Consider the following 20,333-nt stretch of genomic DNA (forward strand, 5'->3'; position numbering starts at 1 on the left):
CGATCTTCCCTTCCTCGAGTGACTGATAAATTGAGCGAATGGTTTGTGCCAGGGGAGTCATAGCGGAATCTGGTTACTCGAAATGGTTGTCTAAGTAACCCAGTAACAAGACGCATGCCAAGCCTGGGATGCTTACTTAGCACCCTTTTCTTTAGACTCATAAAATATATAATAATCTTATTATCAATAACTTGTATGAGGGGATGAGTTTAAAGGCTACGTCGGAACATAACCAAAACCTCACCAAAATCTGAATAACTTTGACTTTTATTAGGGATTTTGGTTTTTTGAGCAATAGTATACGAAATCAGCGTAGTCGGGTTTCTAGCTTAAGGTACTTATAGTCATTAATCAATGGATTTAACTCAATTGGTTAAGTTTTTCTAAAAAATTGTATTCTTCAATACGTGACTCATTCGCTAACGATCGGTGATTTATCCCTCACTACTTTATCCGGCAGGAAGAAAAGCAAAAGGCTCACCATAGCAAGACAAATGATATTGGCTCCCATACTGTACTCAAAGGCCTCGACGTAATTCATATTCGGCACAGACGGTGTGAGCTGCGAATAGAAAATGCCACCCACAATACACACGCCTAGCGCAGAAGCTGTTTGCTGACTGGTAGAATAAATGCCTGCCGCTGCACCCGCGTACCGAGTTGGCACGCTGCGTAGGGTGATATTCAGTAGGGAGGGTAGTACCAGCCCATTGCCAAGCCCGTACATTCCCTGGAGAACAAACAAGGTAAAGCCACTGACATTGGCTCGGAAGTAGATAACCTGGAGCAGTAGCGTAATCATGAGTAGAACCAGACCAGCCTGAAGAACACCCGGACCATAGCGGATGATGAGTTTGGCCGCGGCCATTGACGAGAGAGTAAACAACAGGCCCGGCAGCACAAAATATAAGCCGGAAACTAAGGGCGAAAGGCCAAGCCCATTCTGCATAAAAACGGCACTAATGAGCAGATAGGATGTATGCATCATAAAATGAAATACGGCGGCAAGCAGACCGATGTCAAAGTCTTTATTGGTAAACAAGGCCAGGTCAATGAGCGGCTCAAGGCCTTGTGCACGTTTTTTCTGCTGATCGATGATGAAATAGCTAAACATTGACCCAGAAAGAAAAAGTAACGTAAAGCTCCACCAGGGCCAGCCTGATTCCCGACCCATAATAAGGGGAACAATCAGACAGAACAGACCCAGTGTCAAGATCGCCACTCCTGAATAATCAAGTGGGTATTGATCTTGCTTTTGGGTTTCCGGTAAATAGGCATGTGTGGCCCAAAGAGCGGCCAGTCCAATGGGTAGATTGATGAAAAATATCAACCGCCAGCCATCGACAATAAACTGCTTATCGGCTAGATACCCGCCCAGTACCTGCCCGGTGATGGACGCAATACCCAGCGTTATTCCGAAATAGCCAATGGCTTTTGATCGGTCTTTAGGATCAGTAAACAGTACTTGTATATAAGCAATGGCCTGAGGGACCATGAACGAAGCACTGATTCCTTGCAGAAAGCGCATCGTATTCAACTGAAACGCGGTGTTTGACAAGCCGCAAAAACAGGAAAAGACCGTAAAACTGAGCATCCCCCAGAAGAATGTGCGCTTCCGACCAATACGATCGCCGGTTCGCCCCCCGGTTATCAGAAAGGAAGCATATCCCAGCAAATAACCGGCAATGACGAGTTGTACCTGCCCATCGGTAGCGTGTATTCCTTTTTGGATAGCCGGTACCGCTACATTGATGATAAATACATCAATAACAGAGAGTAACGGGGCCGTCAGCACGACCAGTAAAGCAATCCAGCTGGATGGTTCTTTTTTCACGTGTTAACTGATTAATAGTCCGTTTAGAGCGGCTTAGTGATTTTTTGCTGAGTTATGTAGGCCTACGATTACCGGGCAGGCTGCATGACCTGTAAGGCCATGTCGGGTGATTGACGATACAGCTCATAAATCACCTGCGTATTGCCGACCCGGATTTCGTAGGTGTCGGTTGCCAGCGCGTCGATAAAGGCCTGAGCCACGTCCGATGGGGCGATGCCCGTGTGGCCATTGATCATGGCGGAGAATTCCGTATCGACCAGAGGAGGCATCAATTCAAACACCTTCACCCGGCTAGTGCGGCTCAAGGCCACCCGTAACGATTGCGTGTAGGAGTGCAGAGCCGCTTTACTGGCCGAATAGGTAGCCAGACTCCCCGGAACAAAAGCCACGACGGAGGAGACATTGACAAGGGCGGCTTCGGCTTGTGTTTTCAGGATGGGCAATAACTTTTCATTCAACCGAATAACGGCCAGGTAGTTGGTAAGCATCTCGTCCTGAGCGCTGTCAAAAGCCCCTTCGCTCTTGGCAATATCATACAGAATAGCCCGGCCTGCGTTGTTAATAACCAGATTGAGGGTCGGAAAGCCCTCCGCCAACCGGCTAACCAGCGCGTCCACATCGCCTTCTTTACTGACGTCGCTGAGAATCCCCGTCGCCTGGTTTAACTGGGTAAGGGCTTTATCAAGCCGTGCCTGATCCCGGCCGGTTATAATAACGGTATTGCCGCTGGCCGACAATGATTTAGCGATTTCCAGGCCAATACCGGCGCTGCCTCCGGTAATCAATACCGTGTTGTTGGTGGTTTTCATTGGTTTGTCGTTTAATTGAAATAGTTGTCAATAGGAACTGATGGTCGGCGTGCCGATAGGTTCAAGAGGATGGCCCGCCATTCAGCGGAATTACTGCGGCTGCCATCACCGGAGTCGTTCGTAAAATCAAACGCGTCGTGTTCATAAAATACTGATTGGTATATTTTTAGGCAAAAAACAAACGTAAACGCATACGCTATTGGTTTGAGGCTAGACTGGCTGTTGATCCGTATTGGTCAACAGGTGTGGATGAATACCGGTGCCAGACTAGTCTGCAAGTTGATTAATGAGTGCTTCCAGAGTCATTAGGATTTTATTCAGGCTGGCCGGATTGTTGGTCACTTTAGCGATCATGATGCCGCCTTCAATTAAGGCAATCATGGCTAATGCCGTTGAATCAGGCTCCACATTGGCTTTAAATTCCCCGGAAGCCATGCCCGTTTTAATGATCTCGACAATCGTTCGCTTCCAGGCCAGAACCGCTTTTGCTGCTTTGTCTTTTAACAGATTATTGGTATCGTCGGCTTCGGTGGCGGTATTTAGGATAGGGCAGCCCCCAATAGGAAAGCCTTTCTGATTGAAACTGTGATACACCCGCGCATAGACCAACAGTTTCTGCTGGCAGGTGAGGGCCTGGCTCATTTGTTGCTGCGTGGCCCGTTGAATCAAGGCTAGGTTATAATCAAAGGCAGCCAGCGCCACTTCTTCTTTGCTGGCAAAGTTGCCATAAATACTACCTTTGGTCAGTCCGGTAGCGTTGGTCAAATCCGCAATCGACGTACCGGCATACCCTTTCGTATTGAATACCCCCGCCGTCGTTTCAATAATGAACTGGCGGGTGCGGTCGGCTTTTGAAACATCATTGTTCATGACGCAAATATACCATTTGGTATTTTTTATCCTATCTTTGTGACACTTTTTTTTTCGTACTACTACATGAACCCGCTCTGGCGCGTTAAGGGGCCGGGGCAATTCACCAGTAAAAAGCATGTTACATCGAGTTGTGATTACCGGTATTGGCGCGCTGACCCCATTAGGCCATGATGTGCCCACCTTTTGGCAAAACGTGGTTGCGGGGCAGTCGGGGGCGGCCCGCATAACGCGGTTTGATGCATCCCTGTTTCGAACTCAGTTTGCGTGTGAGCTTAAAAACTTTACGGCATCCACCTATTTAAGCCACCAGGATATCAAGCGAACCGATCGGTTCACCCAATATGCCCTGATTGCCGCCGATCAGGCCATTGCTGATTCGGGATTTGATATGAGCCGGATGGACCCCTTTGATGTGGGCGTTATCTGGGGTTCCGGTCAGGGGGGGTATAGAGGTATTCGAAGAGCAGGTCAGCGAGTACGTTCGGGGTGACGGGCACCCTCGGTTTAGTCCCTTTTTTGTGCCTAAACTGATTATCAATATGGCCTCGGGGATGATCTCCATTCGGCATGGGTATATGGGCATTAACTACACAACGGTCTCCGCCTGCGCTACCTCCAACACAGCCTTAATGGACGCCTTTACCTATATCCGGCTGGGCAAAGCTAAAATTGTCATCAGTGGCGGTTCAGAAGCACCGATCACACCGGCCTCGTTTGGTGGGTTCAGTGCGTTGAAAGCGATGTCTACCCGGAATGATGATCCAACCAGGGCGTCCCGGCCCTTCGATACCGAGCGGGACGGATTTGTTATGGGTGAAGGGGCCGGGGCGTTGGTATTGGAGGAATACGAACACGCCGTTCAGCGGGGCGCTACGATTTATGGTGAACTGGTTGGAGCAGCCATGACAGCTGACGCCTATCACATGACAGCCACCCATCCGGAGGGTATTGGTGCGCTGAAATCCATGCAACTCGCCTTATCGGAAGCCAAGCTGACGATAGCGGATATGGATTACCTGAACCCTCATGCTACCTCAACCCCCGTTGGCGATCTGTCAGAGGTCAACGCTATCTCGAAGCTGATGGGTCAACAAAAAATGCGGATGAAGATGAGCGCCACCAAATCGACAACGGGTCATTTACTGGGTGCCGCAGGCGCCATCGAAGCCATTATCTGTTTGCTTAGTATCCGGGACGGTATAATTCCGCCGACGATCAATACGACGCAAGTTGATCCAGTCATTCCCGACACCTTACAGATTGTGTTAAACGAAGCGATTCAGATGTCGGTCAAAACGGCGATGAGTAACACGTTCGGTTTTGGGGGCCATAATAGTACGCTTGTATTTCAGAAAGTGTAACTGTTTTGTGAAAATCAGTTGGACGTTTAATTGAACGATTTTTGTAGCTCATGACGGCTCGTTCAATTAATAGGGATAACTGCCCTTTTGGTGGACGATTAGACATGAACTAGTTTATACAAACTAATCAATAGAAGTTACATTTCACATACCATTTCAGCTGACTACGTACCGGTTGGCTACTTACATGAATTAACGTTTTTATGTCTCAGATCGAAGGGTACAGGGAGCATTGAATTTTACAATCTGTCCAATGGTCCCGCACCAAAGCGCCGGACCACGGCATATCGGTCACGGCGGCTCTGTTAGTGGCATACTTCCTCGACTAAGCTTGATCAACCGGACTCTTATTTTCGTAGTCCCATCTGATCACTAGTCTACGGCTCTTCCTAAAGTACCTAGTCGTCAATCCGTAAAATACACCTACCTTGATAGGCCAATACGTTTTACCTTCCCTCTTGTCATGGTGAATACCTGTCTTGATTTTATTGAATGCAAAGGCCCTTATTCCAACCAGAAGTGGGCTTTATTGTATGTGTATGGCCTGGATTTCTACCGAGGAACCTGGCTATCGGTCAATTAGTGGCTCTTCGACAAGCCGGTCAGATCCGGCTGAGCATAATACCAGCGTTAAAAGAGAATGAGCAAAATCGTGATTACAAGTCACTATTCATATATTACTCAAAAGCCAATCAGGGTAATTGATTTGAATCCATGCTTCGCTCCGTTGACAGGCATACCTGAGAAGTGGTTTTGAACCAGTTTACAGTGGTTGTTGATTTTATGCCATTTCAGAGTTTCCCGGACTTTAATCTGAACATGGCTACTATCTGCCTTAATGGTGGCATCATAATCCAACTTAAAGGTCAACAAGGCTACATCAACGTAAAGATTTTCCCTTTTGAGCCATGAAGTTCTCATTTTGCAATTAGTTGATCGAACATCGTATCGTATTGACGCTTTGAATGCCTGACCAATCGTATTCAGTCGTGCGGGGATGGATAAAAGAAAACTCCCCTTAAAGGAAAAAATATGAGGACAGCAAAATGCTTCAGACCGAAACTTATCCCGTATAATGTATATAACTAATTGTTGACTTTTTTGGAGTAATCATCAGGAAATCCAAAGAGTCTGGAGTTATACACATGCGCTTACTGGTGAGAATGGATTGAAAAAACCGCTAGAAGCACAATTTAGGCTTGTTTACGGAATAAGCGGCCGGAACGGTGAAGTGGCATGTAAATCGCCAGTATGTGAATGACAGAGATAGACATACGACGGTGTATAGCTATTCGAAATCTAACTGACTATGACTTTTTCAACCCTTCCTTCAACAGAGCGATCTTGGTGGCTGCTTTACCTGCGCTCGGGACTTTTCGCTGGCATTGGTCTACTGATGGCTTTTGCAGAAGACTCCCAGTCCTTCGTCCTTATTTCATCGAGTACAATCCTTATTATCGCCGGGCTGCTGGCCATTCGTTTTCGGCAGGTTAGCCGATTATCAGGGACAGCCCCAAACTGGTATTTGACAGGTGGTTTACTGGACATTTTGGCTGGCCTTGCTCTGCTTTTTTATCTCCACCATCCCAATCAGGGCATTGCGCTTATATTTGGCGCCTGGGGTATACTGGTGGGGCTGATTCAGGCTGTAGAGGCCATATACGTATTTATTGGCCTGCAAACACCCGGTGAAAGCCGGGATAGTTCAGGTACAATTATTCACCTCCTCAACGTACTGATTTGTGGTGGAATCGCCTTTATGCTTTTACTACAGCCTCTCGCCGAGTATTCTACACACGTTGCGGGTTGGTTTTTTATGGCCTTAAGTATCGCCTTACTGTTCCTGACTCGTCGGCTACAGGTGGATGAATAGAACTGAATCAGCCACGAAAGAAGTGCCGCTTAATTAGAGGTAGCCCTTCTTATTTTCTTAAACTACTCTATACAATAAACGGAGTAAGGCTTTTTTGATGATCGGCAACTAAACCATTTGGCATTATAGCGGTAATGAGGCTCCGGAAACGCTAGTCACGGCCTCGACGGGTGCATTCTGAAAGCGGGCAATTAACCGCGAAGCCCGGCTATAGCTGAAATAATTGACCGCCCAGTTCAGGACCGTGGACGCTTTGTTTCGGAAACCCACCAGCAGCAATAGATGTACGCCCATCCAGAGTAGCCAGGCTATAAAGCCCTGCGTGTGCCAGAAAGGTAGTTCAACCACCGCCCGATTTCGACCAATAACCGCCATCACCCCTTTGTTGACGTAGTGAAACGGTTCAAGCTGTTGTTCCTGGCGCATGGAAACTAAGTTCTTAGCCAACCATTGGCCTTGCTGAATGGCTGGTGGGGCCAGGCCCGGAAGGCCCTGTGGATAATCAGGAAGTGCCTGAAGGGCATTATCGCCAATGGCAAACACATTCTCATAGCCCGCCACCTGATTACACGCATTGACAATATATCGACTCCCTTTCCCAATGCTGACGGGCGATAACCCCGGAATAATCACGCCTTCGACCCCGGCCGTCCAAAACAACGTTCTGGCAGCATGGGTGTCGCCGTTATTAAACGCAACGACTGCTCCATCGTAGGATTGAACCAGAACATTTAGATGCACGGTTACGCCCATCCGATTCAGAAACTGACGGGCTTTCCGGGACGAATCTTCTCCCATGCTTTTCAGTAAGCGGTTGTTGGTTTCGACCAGGTGGATCTTCATGTGTTTTAGGGGCAGCTCGGGGTAGTCTTTCGTCAGGACTACATCGCGCAGTTCGGCAATGGCACCGGCCAGTTCAACGCCCGTTGGGCCACCCCCGGCAATGACGATGTTTACCTGTTCGAGTTGGTGCTGTTTATCGGTTAACTCCAGGGCTCGCTCGCAGTTTTCCAGCAGGCGGCTCCGTAAGGCCAGGGCATTTCGCATCGTCTTCATCGGTAGGGCATGACGTGCTAACTCTGCATTTTGGTAAAAATTAGCCTGTGAACCACAGGCCAGCACGAGGAAATCATAGTGCAGCGTACCAATGGAAGTAGTCAGTTCATTTTGCTGCGGATCAATACGAAGAACCTCCGCCATTCGGTAATGGAAATGGGGTTGCCCACTGAAGATTTCACGAACGGGCTCGGCAATGGCGTCCGGTTCCAGCCCAGCCGTGGCTACCTGATAAAGCAAAGGCAGGAAGGTGTGGTAATTATTCTTGTCGAGCAAGACGACCTCAAACGCTTTTCCTTTCAGGGATTTCGCCAGCTGTATACCGCCAAACCCACTACCAACAATGACAACGCGGGGTAAACTGGAATCGGGAATATTGACCTCCATGAGTAAATTAATTTACGAGTGAATTAGTTGCCAGCCCGCGATCAGGCTCGATTGTATACCTCAAGGACGGGTTCCCGCAGGGCGCGGCCCGCACCAAACAGCACAAAAGCGATGGTGTCTGCCAGTGTTTGTGGGTCAACCCAGGCCGTAAAATCGGCATCCGGCATCGCCCGACGGTTTGCTGCGGTATCGATGACACTGGGGGCAATCACTGTAGAAATAATATCGTGTTCCTTACCCGAAGCATTGATCAGGTTCGACAATTCAAATAGCAGTGACTTGGATAACGTATACGCCACCGCTTGCCGACCGAATTGGGCGTTCAGGGCTTGCCGGGCACCGATGAGTACGAAACGCCCGCCATTGGGCTGGTGGCTCATGTGGTCAAACAGGGACTGGACCACGTAATAAGCCGTTTTGACATTCAGCGTCAGCATACGCTCCAGCAGGTCGCCAGTCGTCTCCACCAGCGAACCACCCTCATACCCGCCCGCTAAGAGAATAGCTGCGTCGATAGGGCCATGATTATGAATAACCCGTTGTATCAACGGTTGAACCTGAACTTCGTCGGACAGATCTGTTTCGTATGTAAACAGCAGGTCTGAGAAGCCATGAATAAGGGTTTGTGGGTTGTCGCTGTACTGACGTGTAGCGATAACAAGATGTCCTTCGTTCAGCAGGGTTTGGGTAACGACCTGGCCCAACCCGCTAGAAGCACCGGTTATAAATAGAGTAGCCATGAGTTTACAGTTTTGGTCTGTCAGGAGCTGGATGAAATCCGTTGAAATTCCAGCTCTTTAGCTTCTCTATCTGCTTTTGTGCCAGTATTCTTTTTCGATCAGGAATTTCATAAACAGCCCTTATCAGTCGAAAAAAGGCTATTTCTACCTAGATAAAAAAGATCGCTAACTGCATAAACATCCAAAAAACTCTGACTTTTAGTGGACTACTCCATTTTTATTGGGGTTAACCACAGGCCGAAAGCCAAACGTGATTAGGCAGGATCGGAGAAAGGCCTATTGGCATCATTTACGGCCTTCATCAGCTTTCCCTCTTATAGCTACTGATAGCGTCATTGTAAATTGGAGAACTCCAGTAAATCTGGGTTTTTCCACAACTTGTCTGTAGTTTTCTTAGGCTGGATACTGAATTGAGCGCCGACCAACACACATAGGTAAATTAAATTTTTAATCAGAAAAATTATATTCTCTACCATACTTACTGGGCTTTGGGCAGTTAGATAATAAAGAACAACTACCCGCAGATTAACGGATTACCTTTACTTATTACCCTGCTACGGGCGCAATTCTTGTAGGGTCAGTATACAGGCAGTCCGAATTCAACCCTTTCCGGATGTTATCAAGCTATGCAGCAACACCTCAAGCCTCCTCTTTCCTCCACTTCCACCTGTCAGATATTGATCGTGGAAGATGAATACATCATCGCCAATGACCTGAGGTTGATTCTGCGCGTTGCCGGATATCCCGTCCTGGGGGTAGCGGATTCAGTAACTGAGGCTCTGACACTTATTGCCCAGCATAGGCCCGATATGGTGTTGCTCGACATTTATCTGAAAGGAAAAGAAACCGGCATCGACCTAGCTAAACAATTGGAGGACAAAGGCATTCCATTCATCTACATCTCGGCGAATGACAACAAAAGTGTACTGGAGCAGGTAAAAGCGACGCAGCCCAGCGGCTACATTGTGAAGCCATTTCGGGAAAAAGATATATTGACAACGCTGGAAATCAGCCGATACCGTCACGCGCACAGTGTTGAGATGAGACTACGGGAGGAAAAAGCCCTGCAAATTGGCCTGACCGACGCCTTGTCTACCTCGGAAAGCTGGGAGCAGAAACTACTGAGCGCTGCCAGACTACTGCAACCCTATATACCGTTCGACTTTCTGACAATTCAGTACCAGAAGAACGGGATTAATCAGAGTTATAATTTTTATCAGATCGGATTTGATGAATATAAAACCTTGACCCTGAACGATCTGCAACCAATGACGGGTATTCCGGCGGACCAACTGCTGGCGATGCAAACGGGAATGCGCTTTGGGGAACCAGTTCGCTACAATGAAGAGAGCTTCGACGATTTTTGTCAAACTCATCGCTATGGGCAGGTTCTGGCAAAGTCGTTTCGGCTCCAGTCAGGGCTGGTCATGCCGTTACGAATGAACGGCAACAATTCGTTCGCGATCCTGTTTCTGAGCCGCAAGCCCGATGTGTACCGTTCGTCGCACCTGACTCTGTTAGAGCGGTTAGAACAGCCAATTGTCCTAATGCTGGAGCGTGTCCTGGCTTTTGAGGAGGTAGCCCGGCTCAGTGAACAGCTCCAGCGCGAAAAGAATTATCTTCAGGAAGAGGTGAAAACAACCGCCAATTTCGAAGAAATCACTGGCCGAAGCCAGTCCTTACTGCAAGTTTTCGATCAGGTAAACCAGGTTGCCCATACCGATACAACGGTGTTGATTCTGGGGGAAAGCGGTACCGGCAAAGAACTGATTGCCAGGGCCATTCATAACCTCTCTCCCCGAAATGGCAAGATCTTGGTCAAAATAAACTGTGCTGCGCTGCCTGCCACACTCATCGAGTCGGAGCTGTTCGGCCACGAGAAAGGGGCTTTCACGGGGGCTTTTGAAAAACGGATCGGCAAGTTTGAACTGGCTCAGGAGGGGACTATTTTCCTGGATGAAATCGGGGAGTTGCCGCTGGAGTTACAGGCTAAGCTTTTGCGGGTATTGCAGGAAAAAGAGATCGAGCGAATCGGCGGCAAAACGCCCATAAAAACCGATGTGCGTATTATTGCCGCTACGAACCGTAGTCTGGAAAAAGAAGTGGCCGAAGGACGTTTCCGGATGGATCTTTATTTCCGGCTCGCAACCTTCCCTATTACGTTACCGGCCCTGCGCGAACGAACTGGGGATATTCCTCTACTGGCTAATTTCTTCGCTCAGAAATCAGCCCGGAAAATGGGGAAACCCTTTCGGGGTATCAATCCTCAGGTACTTGACGAACTGGTCAACTACGCCTGGCCGGGTAACATTCGGGAACTGGAAAACGTCATGGAGCAGGCGGTGATTCTTAACGACGGACAAACACCCCTCGAATTAGGTCGGCCTCTGGTAAGCAATCTCTTCATGGCCAGCAGGCCTACCTTGGCCCCGGAGAACACAACTCGTGATCCTGAGCAGCCTACTATTTCCCCTCCTAAAGACCTGAACGACATAAAACAGATACAGCTACAAACCGAACGGGAGTATATTCTGGCCGTGCTTAAGCGCACCAATGGCCGCATTCGGGGCAGCAATGGCGCGGCTGAAGCACTCAATCTGAAACCAACAACGCTGGAATATCGGATGGATAAACTGGGCATTCGTAAAACCGTTTACATTGATCCCAATCCCCCCTCGACTGATCCTGATTGAAGAACTTATGGTGACCATCGTGTCGAACCATAATGGATTCGCTCACGTTTATTCTCCTCGCCCCCAATAAATCATACCCCTGACAACATCCACTTTGCTGAGCACGGGTTGCGTATGGCGACTTAAGTGAGACTGGATTAGGGGAGCCAGACGGGACAGCGTCATCTTTCCGTAAAATCGTTGCCCGCCAACGAACAGCGTAGGCGTCGTCAGTACGCCGAGCTGGTGTCCTTCGCGTCGGTCGGCTTCAATCCGATGATGCAGGTCTTCATCATCCAGATCGGTTAGAAACTGATGGTATTGCAACCCCAGACTAATGGCAAGCACAGAAAGTGTTGTCCGGGTAACGGTTGGCATGGTAAATAACGCCTGATGCATAGGCCAGAATTGATCTTGCCGGCGCGCGGCTTCAGCCGCCAGTGCTGCCATTTTGGATGCTTCAAACCGGTCATTGGGAAAGTGGCGGTAGGTATACCGAACCCGGCCATCGAAGGCGCTTAACACCGATGTGAGTAGGCTCCGGCTCCGGCGGCACTGGCCGCAGGTGAAGTCACCAAACTCAGTCAACTCGACGGTAGGTGCCGGACCGCCCATGTCGGCAAGGAAATTGTTTGCTATCGAATTCATAAACCAAAAAAGAGAAAGTTGATCAACCAGTAGAATTTCTACCCGAAGGCAATGCGTTAGTTGAGCGAAGGCAAGGCACCGTAAGTGGGGAAATAGGTCGTAGGTCGACACCGGCTTAAGTGCGTACTTACCTCCCCCATGTAGTAATACCCGCTGACGATTTGCCCTTTTTGAATCCGGTAGAAATGGGTAAAGGGTGCGCTGTACCAAAGCCCATTTTTCTCGCGCTTAAATTGGTATTTGCCAATCACAATACCGCCAATGGGAGAGCCAATGACTTCACTGACAACTTCGTACCATTCCGGGTAGGTGCTATCAATTCGGCGCTGGTAGTTTTCGAAAAAGTCGCGCCCCTGGTGATTACCTGTGCAAACATGCCCATCGTCCAGTTTCCAGATGCAGTGGGGATGAATAAACGCCGGAGCTGGTGTCTGAATCCAGTCGTTGAGCAAACGAACGTGAAGCTCCTCAATAAGGGTCGTCATGGACGGGCCAACAAGCCAGCGGAGGAAGGTAACGAAGAGTTTCATGGCGATTGGATTTAGGTGAACGACAAACTGATTTCTACCTAAAGCAGGTCAACTCCTGTGCCACGTAACGGCAATTGGCTCTGGGTAATAGAAAATGGCCAACGCAAAGCCCAGATCGACCTTTTCTTTATAAATGTCTGGCTGATAGACCAATTGAAACGTAATAAAATCTCCAAAACCATGGATACATCCACCCGATAACTCCAATTTTTTTAGAGTTAGCCGTATCTGGCCTACAACTAGCCAAGGCCGTTTGATGTGAATGAAGGCATCTAAACCCGGTGCCATTTTTGCAGGGTGGACATGAAGCGTTTAAAGAAGTCAGCGGTCCAGGCAACCGCTGACTTCTTTAAACGTATTGTAGCTTAATTGATCATGATGGAGTCAGTTACCATTTTCCTGTTTCTTCAGTCAAGAGTAAGGCCGACCGGCTCGGCACGATCAACCCTGTCAATCCTTCAATGGCCTTCCAGGTTTGCCTGGCTAACCGTCTGCCTGTTTTTTGGTTTGTTCACGAGCGATCTACCCGCCCACGGACAAAACATAAACCGGCAGATGGCGAACCAACTTCTGGCTCAGTTGACCAACAGCAAGGCAGATACCGGCCGGGTAAGAATCCTGTTCGAACTGGGCAAGTACCAGCTTTTTAAACCGGGTAATGTTCCCGAAGATCTGACGAGAAGCCTCTCCTATTTGAACCAGGCGAAGCAACTGAGCGATTCGTTGCATCTGCTGACATGGCAGCACGAAATAGATGCGGTACGCGTGGCGAATTACTTGGAGGGAGCCAATAGCAAAGAGGCCTATGCGCTGTTTGACCAGTTGATCGCCGACTGCCGACGAACGGGTGACCGGGCATCCGAAGCCAACGCCCGCTTTCGTCTGGGCTTTTGTATTTCGTTTACGACCAAGAAGTATCCTGAGATCTTCGACAATTATAACCAGGCCATCGCCATCTACCGGTCGCTTCATAACCAGAAACAGGAGTTGCTGATCCTACATGAAATCGCGGGGTTGCATACAAATCTGGGGCAACTGGACATGGCCGAGAGGGAGTTTCAAGCAATCCTGAAGCGCTATAAAGCGATTGGCTATCCAAAACTTCATTACACCTACAACTGGCTATCGACCATTAGCCGACTGAAGGGCGATTTCAACAAAAGCCTTTTCTACTCCCTGCAATGCATCGAAAGCATGAACCGGACGGGTGATACGGTATCGGCGGCCAGTTTTTACGGTAACCTGGCCCAGATGTATTTTGAGCTGGGGCGGTACCGGCAGAGCAACGAATGGTATAGAAAGACGCTGGCTAAATGGCGGCAGGAAGGGTTACCAAATTTTGGCATGTACAGTGCGGCTAATATCATTGTCCGGGATTTAATTAACCAGCATAAACCACAGCAAGCGCTTAAATTGATCAACGATCTGGCCACTCAGATACCAACGATAAATTTCATACAGAAGGGGTCGGTAGCGCAGAGTTTCGCCTATAGTTACGATGCCCTTAAAGAGGATAAACTAGCCGAAAAATACTACCTGGAAGCCATGAGGTGGTACATAAAGGCCAACCACGATTTCGAAATGTCGCGTAAGGCCCAACTGGAAGTTGGTCGGTTTTATGTGGAACGTAATCAGTTTAAAAAGGGCAATTTTTATGTAAGACCGCTCTTGGTTGATTCGACAAAAAAGAACTCGCTTTCCCTGCTGAAGGACATTCACTTCATGCTGTTCAAAATCGACTCCGCCTTGGGCGATTACAAATCGGCGATCGCTCATTTTCGAGTTCATAAATCGTTGAATGATTCCATCTTCAATGAAACGAAAAACAATCAGTTCGATCAGCTGGAAGTCCAGTATGAGACCCAAAAGAACAGGCAAAATATAGTGCTTCTGCAGAAACAGAAAACCGTTCAGGAAGGGGAGCTGAAACAGGCCCGAATTGTCCGTAATGGTATTCTGGGTGGGTCGATCCTGTTGCTTTGTTTGCTGGCTTTGAGTTATAACCGGTATCGGCTCAAACGACGCAGTAACCATCTCCTGGAAATCAAACAACATGAGATAAACCGGAAAAACCAGACATTGGAAACCCTCCTGTCTGAACAGCAACAACTACTGACCGAGAAAGAGTGGATGCTTAAGGAAATTCATCATCGGGTCAAAAATAACCTCCAGATCATCACCAGTCTACTCCATTCTCAGGGAATATTTCTGAAAGACGAAGCCGCCCAGTCGGCCATTCGGGAAAGTCAGAACCGGGTCCATGCTATGGCCCTGATTCACCAGAAGCTCTATCAGTCCGACCGGCTGGCGGCTATCCCCATGGCAGGTTACATAGGCGAGATTGTCGATTATCTGATCAAGTCCTTCGACCGGGAAGGTACCATTCGTAAACGGATCAACGTCATGCCGCTCGAACTGGACGTGACACTGGCGGTTCCGCTGGGATTGATTTTGAACGAAGCAGTGACCAATTCCTTAAAGTACGCTTTCAGGGATGGTAAACCGGGAATCATCTGCGTCAACCTGACGGCACAGAAAAATCACTATCTATTAGCTATAAGCGATGACGGTACGGGCCTTCCCGCCGACTTCAACCCGCAGATGAGCCAGACACTGGGCATGAGTCTGATGCATGGATTGAGCAAGCAGATTGGAGGAAGCCTGCAAATTCGGCAGAATGACGATAAAGGGGTTGAGGTACGACTTGAGTTTTCGGAGGAGGCTGTTGGCAAAGAGCAGATAACCACGCTCTAATCAACACCTTAGGTTGCTAGTATTCTGGTAAATATGGTTGAAATTGCACAAGGAATACGAAATGGACTATCCCGTATAGTCAGTTGCCCATGAAGCTAATCGGTACGTCTAATCACCGGCAATCATCAATAGGGCTACCTAAGGTTGTCTTATTGGAAAGGACTATGTTTTTGCTTCTTTTTAAGAGCCTTTTGCCATGCTTCGGGCTGTTAATTGGTCTGCTTTTGACCGGCCTGTCGAGCCGGGGACAGAATATAAACCGACAAATGGTGAATCAATACCTCAAGCAGCTTGCCGGTAGCCCGAACGACACAAGCCGCATCAATGCGCTGATTGAGCTGGGTAAATTCCATGTGCTGAAATACGGAGAAGTAAAACTAGATTTAGACAGCGCCAGAGGATTTTTGAATCAGGCGAAAGCATTAAGTACCACACTTCATTTGCCTGCCAAACGCCACGCAGCCGAGACTATGCTGGTGGTTGCCCACATGGAATTAAGGGACACCACTACGGGGAATTTACTTTTTAACGAACTCATCAACGACTGTAAACGCACAAAGGATAAAAGTGGGCAAGCCAACGCGCTGGCCAGATTTGGTGCTTGTTCCGTATTTACGACAAAGAATTTCCCGGTGGTAGAGGCTTGCTATGCACAGGCGGCTTCCCTTTATCATGCACTGGGGAACTATGAATCCGAAATTTTTATCCTTCGTGAGATTGCCGCGTTTCATACCAATCAGGGAAAGCTGGATTTGGGTAATGACGAGTTCGTCAATGTGTTGAATCGCTACAAAGCCATTGGCTATCCCAAGCTCCATTACACCTACAGTTGGCTATCTTACATCAACCGATTAAAAGGAAATTATGGGAAAGCGCTGGGCTATTCGTTTCAGTGCCTGGAGAGCATGAACCGGACGCAGGACACCCTGCTCGCTGCCACGTTTTATGGTGATGTAGCCCAGATTTACTGGGAGTTGAGCAAACAGAAACAGGCCATTAGCTGGTACAAAAAATCACTCCAGAAATGGCGGCAGGAAAAACAGGCCGAGCTGCCCATGTACAACGTTGCCAGTATTATTGCCCGTGATATGACTGCCCGCCATCAACCGCAGGAAGCCATTAACCTGTTGAATTCGCTCGTCCGGGAAATTCCGCCTATCAACAAAGTTCAAAAAGGCTGTATCGCACAAAGTCTGGCCAATAGCTACAAAGCCCTGCATCAGCCTGCATTGGCTGAGCGCTACTACCTGGAAGCGATTGACTGGTACGAAAAATCGCATCAGAATACCGAAATCTCACAGAAAGTTCAGGCCGAAGTCGGTCAGTTTTATCTGGAACAGCAGGACATAAAAAAGGCCGGTCTCTATCTGGAAAAAGCACTGGCCTTTATTCCCCAGAAACACGCTTTATCGACGGTGAAAGACATCCACTACATGCTCTTTAAGGTCGATTCATCCCGGGGAAATTACTTATCTGCCATTCGGCATTTTCGGCTTCATAAAGTGCTGAACGACTCGCTTTTCAACGAAACCAAAGCAAAGCAGATTGCTCAGCTGGAAATCCAGTATGAGACAAAAGAAAACAAGCATAACATCAGCCTGCTTAGAAAAGAAAGCAACCTTCAGGCAACTAAATTAAACCAGGCCCGAACCATCCGAAATACGATCCTGATCTGTTTGTTTCTGTTGCTTTGTCTGCTGGGATTAAGTTACAACCGCTACCGGATCAAGCAACAGAGCAATCAGCTTCTTGAAACGAAACAACGCGAGATAAATCAGAAAAACCAGACGCTGGAAACGCTCTTAGCCGGTCAGCAACAACTACTGACCGAGAAAGAATGGATGCTCAAAGAAATCCACCACCGGGTCAAAAATAACCTCCAGATCATCACCAGCCTGCTCCACTCTCAGGGCGTGTATTTAACCGACCAGGTAGCGCAGTCGGCCATTCGGGAAAGTCAGAACCGGGTCCATGCCATGGCGCTGATTCATCAGAAGCTCTATCAATCCGACCGGCTGACGGCAATTCCCATGGCAAGTTATGTGACGGAAATCGTCGATTACCTAATTCAATCGTTTAATCGGGAAGATACGATTCGTAAGCAGATTTCACTGGCTCCCATTGATCTGGATGTGACACTTGCCGTCCCTCTGGGACTGATTATCAACGAGATCGTGACCAATTCCCTTAAACACGCCTTTCCATCCAATCAGTCGGGCATTATCCGAGTTGACCTTATAAAGCTGGACAGCCAAACCTACCAGCTTACAGTCAGCGATAATGGTATTGGCTTACCCGCTGATATAAATCCGAACCGTAGTCAGACATTAGGTATGAGCCTGATTTGGGGATTGAGTAAGCAACTGGGTGGTCGTCTGCAAATCAATCATAACGATGGTGTGCAGATAAGCCTGACGTTTACGGAAGAAAAAATAGTCAAAGAAATGGTCGGTAAGGACTAGGAGTTTCTTTGGCTATTTTAATTTTCAATCATTGACTCACCCCTACCGTGCTATTGCAGTAAAGCACCCAATCGCTAATGATAAACAGGAAGCAGTTAATTAGTCTGAGTGTCTGGTGTCTGTTTACCCTTCAGGTTCAGACTCAGTTGCCTGCTCCACAACTCGACAGCGTACGCAATCACCTGAGAGGCCGTCAGAGTGATACAACACGGGTGAAACTATTGCTCGAATTAGGTAAGTATAAGCTCAGTCTGCCCACTCAAACCAAAGCGAATCAGGACAGTACCCTCCTGCTTTTTAAACAGGCATTAACGCTGAGTAATCGGCTTGATAAGCGAAAATGGAAAGACGAAAGTATGTATCAGTTGGGTACCTACTACTTCAGAAAGAACGAGCTGGCACAAGGAAAAGCTTACTTCACTCAGGTTATTAAGGCCTACCGACAGGCAGGTAATAAAGCGCAGGAAAGTGAAGCCTGGTTCAGGATGGGAGCTGGTTTTGTAAAGAACGAAGAACACTACACAGAAATCTTAACTACCTATGGGCATGCACTGGCCCTGGCAAACCAAGTAGGTGATCGTCAACAGGAAGCCATTATACGGTCGGCTATAGGTGAAACGCACAGTATACAGGGTAAGTTTAAGGAGGCTGAACAGGAGTACCTGCGTACCCTGGCGATCCAAAAATTCAGCGGCGACAAAAGTATTTACAGGACGTACGCGGCACTATCGAATATTGGTTTTTATCGGGGCGAATTTAATTATGCGCTGTCTAACGCTCTGGAGATGATCAAGAGCATAGAGGCTAGCGGGAATAAAAGTGAGTTGGACTATGCCTACTTCAGACTGGGAAATATTTATTTTGAGTTGGGACAGATTGATAAAAGTGTCGATACGTATAGAAAGTCGCTGGCCATTAGTGAAAAGAAAGGTCAGGTGATTGTCGATGCCGGAATGGCTAAAAAGTTAGCCAGAGCCTTACTTAAACAGGGTAAGGCACAGGAAGCACTACAATTTTTGACAGCTATTAATCGAAAAAACCTGCCACTTGTCGTTGATGATAAAATGACAATGGCCGAGAGTTTTGGGGAGTGTTATGCCGCCCTGAAGCAATACAAACGGGCAGAAGCCTATTATTTAGAAAGCATTGAGTGGAGCAGAAAAACCGTGTCCTGGGTAGCCCTGGTTGCGAACATGGGCATTGGGCGATTTTATGTGGCAACACATCAGTTTTCCAAAGCCAGTCCCTTTCTCCATAAACTGCTGGCGGCCCCAGTGGGTCAAGTGCCCGCCAATATCCTCATGGAAGTGCACTTAATGCAGTTCAAAGTAGATTCTGCTGCGGGGCGGTATGTTGCCGCTATTACTCAGTTTCAGCAGTACAAAGCGTTAAATGACTCCATGTTTAATGCGAGCAAAAGCAGGCAGATTAACGAATTGGAAATTCAGTATGATACCCAGAAAAAAGAGCAGCAAATACAGCTCTTGACCGAAAAAGAACATCGCCAGCAAAGCGAATTGAAGCGGGCCCAAACGACTCGCTATGGCGTCATTGCCGGGGCTATTCTATTAGCGGGTCTGCTCGGCGTGAGCTACAACCGGTACCGGCTCAAACAACGTAGTCATCAACTTCTTCAGGCTCAGCAGCAGGTAATCAACCTGAAAAATGATTTCCTCCAGCAAGTGATCACCGAAAAAGATCAGCTACTGGAGGAGAAAGAGTGGATGCTCAAAGAGATCCATCACCGGGTTAAAAATAACCTTCAGATTATCAGCAGTCTGCTACATTCTCAAGGCATGTTTTTAACCGATCCGACGGCCCAGTCAGCTATTCGGGAAAGTCAAAACCGCGTACACGCTATGGCGCTGATTCATCAGAAGCTGTATCAATCCGACCAATTAGCCAACGTTGAATTATCCGAGTACATAGAAGAAATTGTTGATTACCTGATTACAAGCTTTGACCGTCAGGATACCGTCCGGAAGCAAATTGCTGTAGCCCCTGCTGGGTTGGACATAACGGTGGCCGTTCCGCTGGGCCTACTCATAAACGAAGCGGTGACCAACTCACTAAAGCACGCGTTTCCGTCAGAAAGGGACGGTTTTATCGCCATTGAACTAACAAAACCTGATCGCAAAACCTACCGGCTCACGATCAGGGATAATGGCATTGGCTTACCTTCCGATGTCAACCCGCATCAAAGTCAAACACTGGGTATGAGCTTAATTTGGGGACTGAGTAAACAATTAAAAGGCACCCTTCAAATCGATAAAAACGACGGGTTACAGATAAGTTTGCTGTTTACAGCGGAGAAGTTAAACTATGAGGCGTAAT

General features: G+C 48.0%; 14 protein-coding genes. 7 read left to right on the top strand and 7 right to left on the bottom strand.

Annotated features, from left to right (window positions below; all coding sequences use genetic code 11):
- Nucleotides 1–412 precede the first annotated feature (412 nt).
- The 3 genes from ACYVAM_RS27900 to ACYVAM_RS27910 form a co-directional block, all read right to left on the bottom strand.
- Nucleotides 413–1,834: an MFS transporter gene (locus ACYVAM_RS27900; RefSeq protein WP_461073269.1), complete on the bottom strand. Its 1,422-nt coding sequence runs from the start codon at nt 1,832–1,834 to the stop codon at nt 413–415.
- A 68-nt stretch (nt 1,835–1,902) separates the two neighbouring features.
- Nucleotides 1,903–2,643: an SDR family oxidoreductase gene (locus ACYVAM_RS27905; RefSeq protein ID WP_461073270.1), complete on the bottom strand. Its 741-nt coding sequence runs from the start codon at nt 2,641–2,643 to the stop codon at nt 1,903–1,905.
- A gap of 267 nt (nt 2,644–2,910) precedes the next feature.
- Complete coding sequence (locus ACYVAM_RS27910) at nt 2,911–3,513, bottom strand: TetR/AcrR family transcriptional regulator (RefSeq protein WP_461073272.1); 603 nt, start codon at nt 3,511–3,513, stop codon at nt 2,911–2,913.
- Between the two features lie 118 nt (nt 3,514–3,631).
- On the opposite strand from ACYVAM_RS27910, the gene ACYVAM_RS27915 reads away from it, so the two are divergent.
- From ACYVAM_RS27915 to ACYVAM_RS27925, 3 genes are all read left to right on the top strand, one after another.
- The gene (locus tag ACYVAM_RS27915) at nt 3,632–4,006 is read left to right on the top strand and encodes a beta-ketoacyl synthase N-terminal-like domain-containing protein (RefSeq protein WP_461073274.1); all 375 of its coding nucleotides are present in this window, start codon (nt 3,632–3,634) and stop codon (nt 4,004–4,006) included.
- A complete protein-coding gene (locus ACYVAM_RS27920) occupies nt 3,927–4,877 on the top strand; it encodes a beta-ketoacyl-[acyl-carrier-protein] synthase family protein (RefSeq protein WP_461073276.1) in 951 nt (316 codons plus the stop codon). The genes ACYVAM_RS27915 and ACYVAM_RS27920 overlap by 80 nt, the downstream gene beginning before the upstream one ends.
- Before the next feature lie 1,309 nt (nt 4,878–6,186).
- Nucleotides 6,187–6,750: a hypothetical protein gene (locus ACYVAM_RS27925; protein ID WP_461073278.1), complete on the top strand. Its 564-nt coding sequence runs from the start codon at nt 6,187–6,189 to the stop codon at nt 6,748–6,750.
- Between the two features lie 123 nt (nt 6,751–6,873).
- On the opposite strand, the gene ACYVAM_RS27930 is transcribed toward ACYVAM_RS27925, so the two are convergent.
- Together ACYVAM_RS27930 and ACYVAM_RS27935 are read right to left on the bottom strand one after the other, a co-directional pair.
- The gene (locus ACYVAM_RS27930; RefSeq protein ID WP_461073280.1) at nt 6,874–8,193 is read right to left on the bottom strand and encodes an NAD(P)/FAD-dependent oxidoreductase; all 1,320 of its coding nucleotides are present in this window, start codon (nt 8,191–8,193) and stop codon (nt 6,874–6,876) included.
- A gap of 41 nt (nt 8,194–8,234) precedes the next feature.
- Nucleotides 8,235–8,933 (bottom strand): SDR family NAD(P)-dependent oxidoreductase, encoded by a 699-nt coding sequence (locus ACYVAM_RS27935; RefSeq protein ID WP_461073282.1) that lies wholly within the window; start codon nt 8,931–8,933, stop codon nt 8,235–8,237.
- A 626-nt stretch (nt 8,934–9,559) separates the two neighbouring features.
- On the opposite strand from ACYVAM_RS27935, the gene ACYVAM_RS27940 reads away from it, so the two are divergent.
- Nucleotides 9,560–11,626: a sigma 54-interacting transcriptional regulator gene (locus ACYVAM_RS27940; protein WP_461073283.1), complete on the top strand. Its 2,067-nt coding sequence runs from the start codon at nt 9,560–9,562 to the stop codon at nt 11,624–11,626.
- 48 nt (nt 11,627–11,674) lie between these two features.
- On the opposite strand, the gene ACYVAM_RS27945 is transcribed toward ACYVAM_RS27940, so the two are convergent.
- Together ACYVAM_RS27945 and ACYVAM_RS27950 are read right to left on the bottom strand one after the other, a co-directional pair.
- Nucleotides 11,675–12,253: a DsbA family protein gene (locus tag ACYVAM_RS27945; protein ID WP_461073285.1), complete on the bottom strand. Its 579-nt coding sequence runs from the start codon at nt 12,251–12,253 to the stop codon at nt 11,675–11,677.
- 56 nt (nt 12,254–12,309) lie between these two features.
- A complete protein-coding gene (locus ACYVAM_RS27950; protein WP_461073287.1) occupies nt 12,310–12,783 on the bottom strand; it encodes a nuclear transport factor 2 family protein in 474 nt (157 codons plus the stop codon).
- Between the two features lie 375 nt (nt 12,784–13,158).
- Between ACYVAM_RS27950 and ACYVAM_RS27955 the strand changes: the two genes are divergently transcribed.
- The 3 genes from ACYVAM_RS27955 (at nt 13,159) to ACYVAM_RS27965 (ending at nt 20,332) form a co-directional block, all read left to right on the top strand.
- Complete coding sequence (locus ACYVAM_RS27955; RefSeq protein ID WP_461073289.1) at nt 13,159–15,537, top strand: tetratricopeptide repeat-containing sensor histidine kinase; 2,379 nt, start codon at nt 13,159–13,161, stop codon at nt 15,535–15,537.
- Between the two features lie 164 nt (nt 15,538–15,701).
- Nucleotides 15,702–17,999, top strand: coding sequence for a tetratricopeptide repeat-containing sensor histidine kinase (locus ACYVAM_RS27960; RefSeq protein ID WP_461073291.1), 2,298 nt, complete (start codon nt 15,702–15,704; stop codon nt 17,997–17,999).
- 77 nt (nt 18,000–18,076) lie between these two features.
- Entirely contained in the window at nt 18,077–20,332 is a 2,256-nt protein-coding gene (locus tag ACYVAM_RS27965) for a tetratricopeptide repeat-containing sensor histidine kinase (RefSeq protein WP_461073292.1), read from the top strand.
- The last annotated feature ends 1 nt before the right edge of the window (nt 20,333 follow it).

The organism is Spirosoma horti, assembly GCF_054776595.1.